This window comes from Noviherbaspirillum sp. FW303-A3 (assembly GCF_058788695.1).
This window is the reverse complement of sequence record NZ_JBYTAZ010000001.1, coordinates 3,500,035-3,514,581: the sequence shown is the minus strand read 5'-3', so window position 1 is coordinate 3,514,581 and position 14,547 is coordinate 3,500,035. Positions and strand designations below refer to the sequence as shown.

Annotated in this window: 10 protein-coding genes, 2 tRNA genes and 2 rRNA genes; 6 read left to right on the top strand and 8 right to left on the bottom strand. The window is 56.2% G+C overall.

What is annotated here, in order from left to right; translation table 11 throughout:
* Positions 1-53: 53 nt before the first annotated feature.
* From AC3WOY_RS16990 to AC3WOY_RS16970, 5 genes are all read right to left on the bottom strand, one after another.
* A 23S ribosomal RNA gene (locus tag AC3WOY_RS16990) occupies positions 54-2,928 on the bottom strand.
* A 284-nt stretch (positions 2,929-3,212) separates the two neighbouring features.
* Positions 3,213-3,288, bottom strand: a tRNA-Ala gene (locus AC3WOY_RS16985).
* A 9-nt stretch (positions 3,289-3,297) separates the two neighbouring features.
* Positions 3,298-3,374: transfer RNA gene (locus AC3WOY_RS16980), tRNA-Ile, on the bottom strand.
* A gap of 68 nt (positions 3,375-3,442) precedes the next feature.
* Positions 3,443-4,973 (bottom strand): 16S ribosomal RNA (locus AC3WOY_RS16975).
* Together the 16S and 23S rRNA genes with 2 tRNA genes alongside form the textbook arrangement of a ribosomal RNA operon.
* A 552-nt stretch (positions 4,974-5,525) precedes the next feature.
* Positions 5,526-6,302, bottom strand: coding sequence for an enoyl-CoA hydratase (locus tag AC3WOY_RS16970; protein WP_492425830.1), 777 nt, complete (start codon positions 6,300-6,302; stop codon positions 5,526-5,528).
* 214 nt (positions 6,303-6,516) lie between these two features.
* Between AC3WOY_RS16970 and AC3WOY_RS16965 the strand changes: the two genes are divergently transcribed.
* Positions 6,517-7,008, top strand: coding sequence for a bacteriohemerythrin (locus tag AC3WOY_RS16965; RefSeq protein ID WP_492425828.1), 492 nt, complete (start codon positions 6,517-6,519; stop codon positions 7,006-7,008).
* 13 nt (positions 7,009-7,021) lie between these two features.
* Here the strand turns inward: AC3WOY_RS16965 and AC3WOY_RS16960 are convergent, their stop codons facing one another.
* From AC3WOY_RS16960 to apaG, 3 genes are all read right to left on the bottom strand, one after another.
* On the bottom strand, positions 7,022-7,840 hold the full coding sequence (locus AC3WOY_RS16960; protein ID WP_492425826.1) for a substrate-binding periplasmic protein: 819 nt from the start codon (positions 7,838-7,840) through the stop codon (positions 7,022-7,024).
* 158 nt (positions 7,841-7,998) lie between these two features.
* On the bottom strand, positions 7,999-9,204 hold the full coding sequence (gene mltA, locus AC3WOY_RS16955; protein ID WP_492425824.1) for a murein transglycosylase A: 1,206 nt from the start codon (positions 9,202-9,204) through the stop codon (positions 7,999-8,001).
* Positions 9,205-9,360: 156 nt separating this feature from the next.
* Positions 9,361-9,735 (bottom strand): Co2+/Mg2+ efflux protein ApaG, encoded by a 375-nt coding sequence (gene apaG / locus AC3WOY_RS16950; protein ID WP_492425822.1) that lies wholly within the window; start codon positions 9,733-9,735, stop codon positions 9,361-9,363.
* A 131-nt stretch (positions 9,736-9,866) separates the two neighbouring features.
* Between apaG and rpe the strand changes: the two genes are divergently transcribed.
* From rpe to trpD, 5 genes are all read left to right on the top strand, one after another.
* Positions 9,867-10,532 (top strand): ribulose-phosphate 3-epimerase, encoded by a 666-nt coding sequence (rpe, locus tag AC3WOY_RS16945; RefSeq protein WP_492425820.1) that lies wholly within the window; start codon positions 9,867-9,869, stop codon positions 10,530-10,532.
* Positions 10,529-11,221: a phosphoglycolate phosphatase gene (locus AC3WOY_RS16940; RefSeq protein WP_492425818.1), complete on the top strand. Its 693-nt coding sequence runs from the start codon at positions 10,529-10,531 to the stop codon at positions 11,219-11,221. The genes rpe and AC3WOY_RS16940 overlap by 4 nt, the downstream gene beginning before the upstream one ends.
* Positions 11,222-11,428: 207 nt before the next feature.
* Positions 11,429-12,925, top strand: coding sequence for an anthranilate synthase component I (gene trpE, locus AC3WOY_RS16935; RefSeq protein WP_492425816.1), 1,497 nt, complete (start codon positions 11,429-11,431; stop codon positions 12,923-12,925).
* Between the two features lies 1 nt (position 12,926).
* Entirely contained in the window at positions 12,927-13,490 is a 564-nt protein-coding gene (locus tag AC3WOY_RS16930; protein ID WP_492425814.1) for an aminodeoxychorismate/anthranilate synthase component II, read from the top strand.
* Between the two features lie 14 nt (positions 13,491-13,504).
* The gene (gene trpD / locus AC3WOY_RS16925; protein ID WP_492425812.1) at positions 13,505-14,542 is read left to right on the top strand and encodes an anthranilate phosphoribosyltransferase; all 1,038 of its coding nucleotides are present in this window, start codon (positions 13,505-13,507) and stop codon (positions 14,540-14,542) included.
* Positions 14,543-14,547 lie beyond the last annotated feature (5 nt).

Here is a 14,547-nt window from a genome sequence, read left to right as displayed (position 1 = left end):
TGTGATTGAACAGTCATTCACACGCTTACTTGCCTATACCTTGCTAAGGTTATAGGGACAAGCCGCACGGGCAATTAGTATCAGTTAGCTTAACGCATTACTGCGCTTCCACACCTGACCTATCAACGTCCTGGTCTCGAACGACCCTTTAGGGAGATCAAGTCTCCGGGAAGTCTCATCTTGAGGCAAGTTTCCCGCTTAGATGCTTTCAGCGGTTATCTCTTCCGAACTTAGCTACCCGGCAATGCCACTGGCGTGACAACCGGTACACCAGAGGTTCGTCCACTCCGGTCCTCTCGTACTAGGAGCAGCCCCCCTCAAACTTCCAACGCCCACGGCAGATAGGGACCAAACTGTCTCACGACGTTTTAAACCCAGCTCACGTACCACTTTAAATGGCGAACAGCCATACCCTTGGGACCGGCTACAGCCCCAGGATGTGATGAGCCGACATCGAGGTGCCAAACTCCCCCGTCGATATGAACTCTTGGGAGGAATCAGCCTGTTATCCCCAGAGTACCTTTTATCCGTTGAGCGATGGCCCTTCCATACAGAACCACCGGATCACTATGTCCTACTTTCGTACCTGCTCGACTTGTCAGTCTCGCAGTTAAGCACGCTTATGCCATTGCACTATTAGCACGATGTCCGACCGTACCTAGCGTACCTTCGAACTCCTCCGTTACACTTTGGGAGGAGACCGCCCCAGTCAAACTGCCTACCATGCACTGTCCCCGATCCGGATAACGGACCAAGGTTAGAACCTCAAACAAACCAGGGTGGTATTTCAAGGTTGGCTCCACGGCAACTGGCGTCACCGCTTCAAAGCCTCCCACCTATCCTACACAGATTGGTTCAAAGTCCAATGCAAAGCTACAGTAAAGGTTCATGGGGTCTTTCCGTCTAGCCGCGGGTAGATTGCATCATCACAAACACTTCAACTTCGCTGAGTCTCGGGAGGAGACAGTGTGGCCATCGTTACGCCATTCGTGCAGGTCGGAACTTACCCGACAAGGAATTTCGCTACCTTAGGACCGTTATAGTTACGGCCGCCGTTTACTGGGACTTCAATCAAGAGCTTGCACCCCATCATTTAATCTTCCAGCACCGGGCAGGCGTCACACCCTATACGTCCACTTTCGTGTTTGCAGAGTGCTGTGTTTTTATTAAACAGTCGCAGCCACCAGTTTATTGCAACCCCTTCACCCTCCTGGCGCAGGCCAGTCAAGCTACAAGGGCGTACCTTATCCCGAAGTTACGGTACCAATTTGCCGAGTTCCTTCTCCCGAGTTCTCTCAAGCGCCTTAGAATACTCATCTCGCCCACCTGTGTCGGTTTGCGGTACGGTCTCGTTAGACTGAAGCTTAGAGGCTTTTCTTGGAACCACTTCCGATTGCTTCGCGGCATAAAGCCGCTCGTCCCAACCCCTTGAATTACGCGCCCGGATTTGCCTAAGCGCCTTCTTTGAGTTAGGAACCGGGACATCCAACACCCGGACAACCTTCCGCGATCCGTCCCCCCATCGCATCTAACGACGGTGCAGGAATATTAACCTGCTTCCCATCAGCTACGCATCTCTGCCTCGCCTTAGGGGCCGACTCACCCTGCTCCGATGAACGTTGAACAGGAAACCTTGGGCTTACGGCGTGCGGGCCTTTCACCCGCATTATCGCTACTCATGTCAGCATTCGCACTTCTGATACCTCCAGCATCCTTTACAAGACACCTTCGCAGGCTTACAGAACGCTCTCCTACCATATGCTTACGCATATCCGCAGCTTCGGTGACTGGCTTAGCCCCGTTACATCTTCCGCGCAGGACGACTCGATCAGTGAGCTATTACGCTTTCTTTAAAGGATGGCTGCTTCTAAGCCAACCTCCTGACTGTTTTAGCCTTCCCACTTCGTTTTCCACTTAGCCAATCTTTGGGACCTTAGCTGGCGGTCTGGGTTGTTTCCCTCTTGACGTCGGACGTTAGCACCCGGCGTCTGTCTCCCAAGCTCGCACTCATCGGTATTCGGAGTTTGCAATGGTTTGGTAAGTCGCGATGACCCCCTAGCCATAACAGTGCTCTACCCCCGATGGTGATACTTGAGGCACTACCTAAATAGTTTTCGGAGAGAACCAGCTATTTCCAAGTTTGTTTAGCCTTTCACCCCTACCCACAGCTCATCCCCTAACTTTTCAACGTTAGTGGGTTCGGACCTCCAGTACCTGTTACGGCACCTTCATCCTGGCCATGGGTAGATCACTTGGTTTCGGGTCTACACCCAGCGACTGAACGCCCTATTCGGACTCGATTTCTCTACGGCTTCCCTATGCGGTTAACCTTGCCACTGAATGTAAGTCGCTGACCCATTATACAAAAGGTACGCAGTCACCCCTTGCGAGGCTCCTACTGTTTGTATGCACACGGTTTCAGGTTCTATTTCACTCCCCTTCCGGGGTTCTTTTCGCCTTTCCCTCACGGTACTGGTTCACTATCGGTCGATATCGAGTATTTAGCCTTGGAGGATGGTCCCCCCATGTTCAGACAGGGTTTCACGTGCCCCGCCCTACTTGTCGCAAGCTTAGTTCCACACCAGGGATTTCGTGTAAGGGGCTATCACCCTCTATGGCCGCACTTTCCAGAGCGTTCCACTATCGCTGATGCTAAATCTTGCAGGCTGTTCCCATTTCGCTCGCCACTACTTTGGGAATCTCGGTTGATTTCTTTTCCTGCAGCTACTTAGATGTTTCAGTTCGCCGCGTTCGCTTCCACACACCTATGTATTCAGTGTGGGATGACCCAAAGGGCCGGGTTTCCCCATTCGGAAATCTGCGGATCAAAGTGTGTTTGCTCACTCCCCGCAGCTTATCGCAAGCTACTACGTCCTTCATCGCCTGATATCGCCAAGGCATCCACCATGTGCACTTATTCGCTTGTCCCTATAACGTTAGCTTCTCTTGCGAGAAACGCTATAGAGCTTGAGTTTGCGTGCCGTATTCCAGACTACTCGCATTGCTGCGAGAACTCTTTCATACATATGATTGATACAATCACAACCCACCAGTCGCAACCAACACGTCATCACAACGCATCAGCTACAACTGATAAATTCTTTACTACTTCTTCCAGATTGTTAAAGAACAAAACAGCCTATTGATCGTAAAAGATCAAACCTAAATCTCGTCGCCTGCGCTGTGCACGCGATGACTTAGGTTTGATGTTTTGGTGGAGGTTGACGGGATCGAACCGACGACCCCCTGCTTGCAAAGCAGGTGCTCTCCCAGCTGAGCTAAACCCCCGAAACTTGATGGTGGGTCTAGTTGGGCTCGAACCAACGACCCCCGCGTTATCAACACGGTGCTCTAACCAGCTGAGCTACAGACCCATTTGTTGCTGTTCTGTTTTACTAACACACCGATAAGTGTGAACGCTTGATTTGGATGCGAACTCTAGAAAGGAGGTGATCCAGCCGCACCTTCCGATACGGCTACCTTGTTACGACTTCACCCCAGTCACGAATCCTACCGTGGTAAGCGCCCTCCTTGCGGTTAGGCTACCTACTTCTGGTAAAACCCGCTCCCATGGTGTGACGGGCGGTGTGTACAAGACCCGGGAACGTATTCACCGCGACATGCTGATCCGCGATTACTAGCGATTCCAACTTCATGCAGTCGAGTTGCAGACTACAATCCGGACTACGATACACTTTCTGGGATTAGCTCCCCCTCGCGGGTTGGCGGCCCTCTGTATGTACCATTGTATGACGTGTGAAGCCCTACCCATAAGGGCCATGAGGACTTGACGTCATCCCCACCTTCCTCCGGTTTGTCACCGGCAGTCTCATTAGAGTGCCCTTTCGTAGCAACTAATGACAAGGGTTGCGCTCGTTGCGGGACTTAACCCAACATCTCACGACACGAGCTGACGACAGCCATGCAGCACCTGTGCGCCGGTTCTCTTTCGAGCACTCCCAGATCTCTCCAGGATTCCGACCATGTCAAGGGTAGGTAAGGTTTTTCGCGTTGCATCGAATTAATCCACATCATCCACCGCTTGTGCGGGTCCCCGTCAATTCCTTTGAGTTTTAATCTTGCGACCGTACTCCCCAGGCGGTCAACTTCACGCGTTAGCTGCGTTACCAAGTCAATTAAGACCCGACAACTAGTTGACATCGTTTAGGGCGTGGACTACCAGGGTATCTAATCCTGTTTGCTCCCCACGCTTTCGTGCATGAGCGTCAGTGTTATCCCAGGGGGCTGCCTTCGCCATCGGTATTCCTCCACATATCTACGCATTTCACTGCTACACGTGGAATTCTACCCCCCTCTGACACACTCTAGCCGTGCAGTCACAAATGCAGTTCCCAGGTTAAGCCCGGGGATTTCACATCTGTCTTGCACAACCGCCTGCGCACGCTTTACGCCCAGTAATTCCGATTAACGCTTGCACCCTACGTATTACCGCGGCTGCTGGCACGTAGTTAGCCGGTGCTTATTCTTCCGGTACCGTCATCCACCCAGGGTATTAGCCCAGGCGATTTCTTTCCGAACAAAAGTGCTTTACAACCCGAAGGCCTTCTTCACACACGCGGCATTGCTGGATCAGGGTTGCCCCCATTGTCCAAAATTCCCCACTGCTGCCTCCCGTAGGAGTCTGGGCCGTGTCTCAGTCCCAGTGTGGCTGGTCGTCCTCTCAGACCAGCTACTGATCGTCGCCTTGGTAGGCTTTTACCCCACCAACTAGCTAATCAGATATCGGCCGCTCCAGGAGCATGAGGTCTTGCGATCCCCCACTTTCATCCGTAGATCGTATGCGGTATTAGCTAGTCTTTCGACTAGTTATCCCCCACTCCAGGGCACGTTCCGATATATTACTCACCCGTTCGCCACTCGCCGCCAGGATTGCTCCCGCGCTGCCGTTCGACTTGCATGTGTAAGGCATGCCGCCAGCGTTCAATCTGAGCCAGGATCAAACTCTTCAGTTCAATCTCTGTTGTGGCATTGCTGCCAGGTTCCGAAGAACCGTCGCTCACTCAAAATACTGACAGGTATGTTCTTGCGAACTTACCTATATTTTTTTGTGAGCACTTAATGTTTTAAGTTCTACGCTGAGTCACCCCAGCGCCGCACTTCCACCAAGCGCCCACACTTATCGGCTGTTATTTTTTAAAGAACTTACTCCGCCAGGCACCCTGTCGAGCACCTCGCCGCGAATCGTTTTGTTCGTCAGCAGCAGAGAAACGAGATTATGAAGCACTTTCAGTTTCGCGTCAAGCATTTTTAATTTAACTTGTTCGCGTAACTACTTCTTTTTGCTCAACTTTTCAGTCTTGCAAATGCGCCGTCGAATCGTTTTGTTCGTCAGCAGCAAAGAGATGGGATTATGCGGCGATTTCCAAATATCGTCAACTACCTTGCTTCGAATATCTGAAAAACTTTTCCCCGCCGACACCACTCATTACTCTCCCGCCACACTTCGTTGCACAAGCGGGTTACCACTTTTTCCTGCATCGTTTTGCGACGGGAGGCGCACTATATCAAAGGTTGCGGAAGGCTGGCAAGCGCTTCTCGATAAAAGCCTTCATTCCTTCCTTTTGATCTTCGGTCGCGAAGGTGCTGTGGAACAGGCGGCGTTCATATTGCACACCTTCGTTCAGCGTGGTTTCGTACGCACGGTTGATGCTTTCCTTGACCATCATGACGATGGGGAGCGACATGCCGGCAATCGTGGCGGCAGCGGAAACCGCCTCTTCCATCAGCTTGTCTGCGGGGACGACGCGCGAAACAAGGCCGGCCCTCTCCGCCTCTGCCGCATCCATCATGCGGCCGGTAAGGCACATGTCCATTGCCTTGGCCTTGGAGACGGCACGAGGCAGCCGTTGCGTGCCGCCGGCGCCGGGAATGGTGCCCAGCTTGATTTCCGGCTGGCCGAACTTGGCAGTTTCGGCCGCGATGATGAAGTCGCACATCATTGCCAATTCACAGCCGCCGCCAAGGGCGTAGCCAGCAACGGCAGCAATGACGGGTTTGCGGATTCGACGGATCTGCTCCCAGTTACGGGTGATGTACTCCCCTTTATATACGTCCATGAACGTATAACCGGCCATGGCGCCGATATCCGCACCGGCGGCAAATGCTTTTTCGCTGCCGGTAATGATGATGCAGCCGATGCTATCGTCGGCATCGAATGCCGTCAGCGCGGTGCCAAGTTCGTCCATCAGCTTGTCGTTCAGCGCGTTCAGCGCCTTGGGACGATTGAGCTGAATGACTCCTACCTTTTCACGGGTTTCAACCACGATATTTTCATAGTTCATTTTTATGGGCTCCTGGACAAAAAGGGGTGGGCGCAATTGTACCCCTCCTGCTTCGAAACCTCCTCGATACATCTAAACCGGCGAGTATGGACTGCGCCCCTTTGAGGCAAGTCAAAGGTCGGCAGTCGTGAGGAAGTAGCATGAACTTGCGGCAAGAGATCTCACCGTAGCCCCGCTCCTCTTCATACCCCCTCTTTAAAAGGAAAGGTCGCCAATGATTCCTTCGAAACCAGCTGGCTCCTCTGATTTCCGCAGCGCAGATTGCCATGGGCTGACAGTTGGAACGTGTTTGCCTTCCGCTTGGGTTTCAGACATTTCTTCGGGTGTACCGGCCATGGATCGACTGCATCACGGCCTTTTCAGTGCGCTGGACAAACTGTCGGGCAGCGAGGATGCGGATTTCTGCACGGAATTCGCTGCATTTGTCCAGCAGGTGGAGCGCGCATTCCGCAAAGAGGAAGCGTGGATGGATGAACTGGATTTCCCTGAAATGGCCGCGCATCAGGAGCAACACGCACGGGTACTTGGAGCGCTTCACCACATCCACGCGCAAGTCATGGGTGGGGATGTGGGCATAGGAAGGCATGTTGCCGACGATTTGTTGCCGCAGTGGCTGCTGCTCCATATATCGACGATGGATACGCCCTTTGCACTGGCCATGCAGCTTGCACGAAGCGAAGGCGCGCTATTCCTTCAGCCTTTGTAAATAACACGACCCTTCATCGATCGCCGAGCGGGTCGTACCACAGTTCCTTGCGCGCCAGAGGCGTCTCCTGGGAAAGGTGGGGATTCGGTATCCGGAAGATCCTCCGATGGCGGAGGTTCGCGCGCTCGATCAGGGGTTCCTTGTACTTTTTGAAGAGGATGTCGAAGGTGCCGTCCTTGATCATCAGGTTCAGCCCCCGCTCGACGCGCGCGGCAAGTCTTTCCCCTTCTTGGCCCCGCTGCAGGAAGAAGTAGCGTGTCGTTGGGAAATATAGAAGCAGGCCCTCCTCTACCTTCATGGTCGGCAACAATTCCTTGCGCTCTTCGTATTCCCGATAGGCTTCATCGACACTGCGCGAAAAGAAATCGAACCTGTTTGCCACCAGCATCCGGAAGAGTCCCTCGTAGCTCTCGCCGGTGACCACGTTGAACCCGTTGTCGCGAAAGACCTTCGTATCCGTCCATGTCGGGAACGATCCGACGCTTAGCTTGCGCAGGTCATCCAGCGTACGGACCGAGGCAAAGCGCCATTGGTCGTCGCCCCGGATCAGGAACACGCGATAGCTGATCAATCCCTTGTCCAGCGGAATACGTACAGGGAGCATGCGTGTTTCATGCTCGATAGCGGTCGAACGGGCAAAGATATTGACCTTGCCCGATCCGGAATGAATTTCTTCCGCGGCGCGCGCTTGGGACATTCCCACTTCGGATGAGCGAAGCTCGTAGGGGCCGTACTCTGCGCGCGTTTTTTCCAACGCCAGTCGCAGCAGGTCGTAGTCATACATGTACTGACTATCGACGGACGATACCGACTTTGGGTATACATAGACCATGGGAGCCGCTACCACGGTCCCACAATACAAGAAGAAAACAGCGCAAATCTGCAACAGGCGGCGAATAGACATTCCAGGGATGAATATTAATATCCGGCGAAAAAGTTGCCGTATTTACCATCATATCCCGTGTCGCACTGGTTTCCAGAAGAAAATCGTTATCTAACTGCTACCGGAGGTGGAACAAGCCTGGGCATCAGGATCCAGAGCTGGCCGCGCTGCTTCATCTTGCCCGCCTTTTCGCCGGCGTCAGCGCCAAATCCCCAGAAAAAATCCGCCCGTACCGGGTTCCTGATGGCGCCGCCAGTGTCCTGCGCGAGCATGAGGCGCTGCAACGCAATTTCTTTCCCCGGCTGTGTCGTAGACAGAAATACCGGCACACCGAGCGGAATGAACTGAGGATCGACCGCAATCGATCGCTGGGGCGTCAAAGGTACGCCAAGCGCACCTTTTGGGCCCTTGTTGGGATCGGCCAGCTTTTCTTCCTTGAAGAATACATAGCTGGGGTTGGCATTGAGCAACTCTTGCTGGCGCGCGGGGTTGGAGGCAAACCAGGCCTTGATCGACTGTGCGGACGCCTGATCAAGCGTCATTTCGCCTTTGTCGACAAGGTAGCGGCCGATCGATTTGTACGGATGGCCGTTCTGGTCAGCGTAGGCTACCCGGACGGTCTCCTTGGTGTCGGCCAGTTGCACGCGCCCGGAGCCCTGCACCTGGAGGAAGAATGCTTCCACGGCATCGTCAACCCAGACAAGCTCCTTTCCGGCAAGCATATTCGATTGCATCATTTCGCCGCGCGACAAGTAGGGAATGACCTTGTTGCCGACGACGCGTCCGCGCAGGCGCATGTTCTTCAATTCAGGATAGACAGAAGAAAGATCGATCGTCAGCAAGTCTTCGGGGGCGCGGTGCAGGGGGATCTGGTAAGGGCCGCCGCGTTTGCGCGCTCCGCGCAGCAGCGGTTCGTAGTAACCGGTCACGAGTCCCGTATCTGACCCGTCCTGATTGAAGATCTGGTAGGGGATGAAAAACGATTCGAAGAAGGTGCGTACCGCCTTTTCGCTTCGCGCGTCGACGTCGGACGCCACCTGGCAGGGCTCTTTCCAGTCAGGCTTGCGCACCAGGACTTCGCACGACGTGAGGAAAGCCTGCCATGCCTCGCGCAAGTTATCCTTGTCCCAACCCGGAAGCGCGGCGAATGTCGTTGCCCGGAACAGTTCTTTCGGCGCCTCGACTGGTTTCACCGGCTGCACCGGTTCAGGCATGACCGGCGGCTTGGCCGGCGGTGCGGGGGGAAGCGAGGTACATGCGGCAGTGAGTACTGCGGCAGCGGATGCGAGTAAACTTGTGCGGATGACTGACATGAGGAAAAGCGAATATGTGGCTGTTGATGCTTGAAGCGGGAATTGCTCTGTTCCTGCTGGTTTTTATTGTCTGGTGGACCATGCCTTCGAGCAAGAATAAGGACCAGGCAAATCCACAGAAACCCTTACCGCCAAAGGATGATGCGCAACCTTAATTCAATGCAGCGTGCGGGGCAATGACAGGATGAATTCCGGGATGACGGCCTCGAATTGCTCGCCATCCTCCGCCACGCAGAAGTATGCGCCCTTCATCGAGCCTTGCGGCGTAGCGAGCGCGGTGCCGCTGGTGTACTCGAACTGTTCTCCAGGCTGCAGCAGGGGTTGGTGGCCGACGACGCCAAGCCCCCTCACCTCTTCTACATGGTTGTTTGCGTCCACGATGGTCCAGTGACGCGAAATCAGCTGGGCGGCGACCTTTCCCGTGTTCTTGATGGTAATCGTGTAGGCGAAAACGTAATTTCCGCGGTCCGGTTCGGATTGCTCCTCCAGGTACTGGGTTTTCACGGACACGCTAAATTCGTAGGCAGCCATTCGGGTTCCTTGTTGTTCTTGCCATATTGCGAGAGCGACCAGGTGATTGCACCTGAAAACTTACGTGATTGCAATACTTCCGTGCGCAGTCGAACAGGTAAAATAGCGCATCCATTCCAACATTGCTTGTCATGCCTACCTATCGTATCGCTCCCAGCATCCTTTCCGCCGATTTTGCCCGCCTGGGCGAAGAAGTCCGCAACGTTGTCGCGGCCGGCGCCGACATCATCCACTTTGACGTGATGGACAACCATTACGTGCCGAACCTGACCGTCGGCCCGCTCGTCTGCGAAGCCATCCGCCCGCATGTACAGGTTCCGATCGACGTGCATCTGATGGTCAAGCCTGTGGATCGCATCATTCCGGACTTTGCCAAGGCTGGCGCGAATATCATTACCTTCCATCCGGAAGGATCGGAGCATATCGACCGCTCACTGCAACTCATTCGCGACAACGGCTGCAAGGCGGGGCTGGTGTTCAATCCCGCGACGCCGCTGCATTACCTCGACCATGTAATGGACAAGCTGGACATGATCCTGATCATGTCAGTCAACCCTGGCTTTGGCGGTCAATCCTTTATTCCTGAAGCGCTGAAGAAGATCGCCGCCGTGCGCAAGCGCATTGACGAATCCGGCCGCGACATCATGCTCGAGGTGGATGGCGGCATCAAGATCGAGAACATTGCGGCGGCGGCACGCGCGGGCGCCGATACCTTCGTGGCCGGTTCGGCGATTTTCGGCAAGCCGGATTACAAGGCGGTGATCGACGCCATGCGCGAGCAACTGGCGCAGGCATGAACGCACCGGAACGCATTGCGCTGACCGGGATTCGCGCTGCCATCGTCGACCTCGATGGAACGATGGTGCATACCGCGCCGGATTTCCATGTCGCGATCACCCGCATGCGCAGCGACCTCGGCCTGTCGCCGATTGACATCGAAACCATCACGCATTTCGTGGGGAAAGGCACCGAGAACCTCATGCGTCGCGTGCTCGCGGTCGACTACGGCCCGGACGATGTGGAGCGGCATTTCGAAGCGGCGCTGGCTTCGTACATGAAGCACTACGTCGCGATCAATGGCGAATATTCGAGCGTCTACCCGGGTGTTCGCGAAGGTCTGGATGCCTTGCGCGCCAAGAGCATCCGCCTCGCCTGCGTGACCAACAAGCCGATCGGATTCGCCGTGCCGCTGCTGGAAAAAGCCGGGCTTCGCGACTATTTCGAGATTGTGTATGGTGGCGATTCGCTCCCCAGGAAGAAGCCCGATCCCCTGCCCCTGCTCACCGTGTGCGAAGATTTCAAATTGCAGCCGGCCGAGGTGGTGGCCATCGGCGATTCCTCCAACGATGCGCAAGCCGCCCGTGCAGCAGGCTGCCGGGTGCTGAATGTGCCCTACGGCTACAACCATGGTGAATCTATACACGACGTCGATTCCGATGGTATAGTCTCCACGCTGCTTGACGCAGCACATCTTGTTTCCGCATAAATCCATCGACATGTTTCTCGACAAAAAACGTGACGTGACTGCAGTGGGCCGCTATGAGGCCTGGCTGTGGCGACGCTGGCAATCCTGGACTGAATAAGCCCACATTGCCGCTGACCGCATTTGTCCCGCATTTGCCTGGTTAGCAACGTTTTTTGACAATCCCCCCGCTATTGGCCTCCCGTTCTACAATAGCGCCCGGAGAGAAACATGACCGAACTCGAATTCAAATCGCTGGCCGCGCAGGGCTACAACCGCATTCCGCTGATCGCTGAAGCCTTCGCGGACCTCGAAACGCCGCTCACGCTGTACCTGAAGCTGGCGCAACCCCACAACACCGGAAAGAACACCTTCCTGCTCGAATCCGTCGTCGGCGGCGAGCGTTTCGGACGCTATTCCTTCATCGGCCTGCCGGCTTCGACGCTCATGCGCAGCTACGGCACGAAGACGGAAGTCGTGAAGAACGGCGCCGTGGTCGAGACGCACGAAGGCAATCCGCTCGAATTCATCGCCGAGTTCCAGTCCCGCTACAAGGCGGCGCTGCGTCCTGGCATGCCCCGTTTCTGCGGCGGCCTGGCCGGCTATTTCGGCTATGACACGGTACGGCATATCGAAAAGCGCCTGGCGCACTCGACGCCGCACGACGACCTCGGCCTGCCGGACATCCAGCTGCTGGTGACGGAAGAACTGGCGGTCATCGACAACCTGTCCGGCAAGCTGTACCTGATTGTCTATGCGGACCCGACCCAGTCCGAGGCGTACTCGAAGGCCCGCCAGCGGCTGAAGGACCTGCGCGCCATGCTGCGCCGGGCGGTCGATGTGCCTGTCACGTCGGCATCGGTGCGCACCGACACCATCCGCGAATTCGACAAGGCCGATTATCTGAAGGCGGTCGAGAAGGCGAAGGAATACATCATGGCGGGCGACCTGATGCAGGTGCAGGTGGGCCAGCGGCTGAAGAAATCGTATGTGGATTCGCCGCTGTCGCTCTACCGTGCGCTGCGCTCGCTGAATCCATCGCCTTACATGTACTTTTACAACTTCGGCGACATGCAGATTGTCGGCGCGTCGCCGGAAATCCTGGTGCGCAACGAGCAGACCAACGAAGGCAAGCGGAAAGTCACGATCCGCCCGCTGGCCGGCACCCGCCCCCGCGGCGCCACGCCGGAGAAGGATGCGCAACTGGCCAAGGAACTACTGGCCGATCCCAAGGAAATCGCGGAACACGTGATGCTGATCGACCTGGCCCGCAACGACATCGGCCGTATCGCGGAAACCGGCAGCGTCAAGGTGACCGACAAGCTGGTGATCGAAAAGTATTCCCACGTGCAGCACATCGTGTCGAATGTCGAAGGCACGCTCAAGCCTGATCTGTCGAACCTCGACGTGCTCAAGGCCACCTTCCCCGCCGGCACGCTGTCGGGGGCGCCGAAGGTGCGCGCCATGGAAATCATCGATGAACTCGAGCCGATCAAGCGCGGTATCTATGGCGGCGCATGCGGTTACCTGTCATTCGGCGGCGAAATGGATCTCGCCATCGCCATCCGTACCGGCGTAATCAAGGACGGCATGCTGCACGTGCAGGCCGCGGCAGGCGTGGTTGCCGATTCGATACCCGAGATGGAATGGCAGGAAACGGAAAACAAGGCGCGCGCGGTACTGCGCGCGGCCGAGCAGGTGCAAGACGGACTGGATGGGGAGCTGTGACATGTTGCTGATGATCGATAACTACGACTCCTTCACCTATAACCTGGTCCAGTATTTTGGCGAGCTCGGTGAAGACGTGCGGACTTTCCGCAATGACGAAATCACGCTGGAACAGATCGCGGCGATGAAACCGGACCGCATCTGCATTTCGCCCGGGCCCTGCACGCCGCATGAAGCAGGCGTGTCCGTGCCGCTGCTGAAGGAATTCGCGGGCAAGGTGCCGATCCTCGGCGTCTGCCTCGGCCACCAGAGCATCGGTGCCGCATTTGGCGGCAACGTGATCCGCGCCAAGCAGGTCATGCATGGCAAGACCTCCGTCATTACCCACACTGGCGTGGGCGTATTCAAGGACCTGCCCAGCCCGTACACCATCATCCGTTATCACTCGCTGGCGATCGAGCGCGAGACGCTGCCGGATTGCCTGGAAGTGACGGCATGGACCGACGACGGCGAGATCATGGGCGTGCGCCACAAGGAGTTCAAGGTGGAAGGCGTGCAGTTCCATCCGGAATCCATCCTGTCCGAACACGGCCACGCGCTGCTGAAGAACTTCCTGAATACCTGACACGGAGCCACGCAATGCCGATAACGCCGCAAGAAGCGCTGTTGCGCTGCATTGAACACCGCGAGATCTTCCACGACGAAATGTTGTCGCTGTTCCGCAAAATCATGGGCGGCGAGATGTCGCCGGTGATGATCGCGGCGCTCACGATGGGCCTGCGCGTGAAGAAGGAAACCATCGGCGAGATTGCCGCCGCGGCGCAGGTGATGCGCGAATTCGCAACGAAGGTGCCGCTGGACGATACCAGCAACCTGCTGGACATCGTCGGCACCGGCGGCGACGGCGCCCATACGTTCAACATTTCCACGGCGACGATGTTCGTGGTGGCTGCGGCAGGCGTGCGCGTGGCCAAGCATGGCGGCCGCAGCGTGTCCTCGTCGTCCGGCAGCGCGGATGTGCTGGAGGCCCTCGGCGCCAACATCAACCTGAAACCGGAGCAGGTTGCGCAATCCATCGAGCAGACCGGCATCGGTTTCATGTTCGCGCCGAACCATCATGCAGCCATGAAACACGCCGCGCCGGTACGCAAGGAACTCGGTGTGCGGACCATCTTCAACATTCTCGGGCCGTTGACCAACCCTGCAGGTGCGCCGAATATCCTGATGGGTGTATTCCATCCTGACCTCGTCGGCATCCAGGTGCGCGTGCTGCAGCGACTCGGCGCAAAGCACGCCCTGGTGGTCTGGGGCCGAGACAACATGGATGAAGTCTCCCTCGGCGCAGCAACGATGGTCGGCGAACTGGTGAATGGTGAAATCCGCGAATACGAAATCCACCCGGAAGATTTCGGCCTGCAGATGGTCGCCAGCCGCAACCTGAAAGTATCCGGCGCGGAAGAATCGAAGCAGAAAATCTTCGAGGCGCTCGACAATACTCCCGGGCCGGTACGTGACATCGTCGTGCTCAACGCCGGCACCGCGCTCTATGCGGGCGGCGCCGTGAAGTCGATCGGCGATGGCCTGATGAAGGCGCGTGAAGTGCTCGCCTCCGGTGCGGCCCGTTCGAAGCTGAACCAATTTGTGAAAGCGACGCAGCAGCTCGGCGCCGCGAACTGATTCAT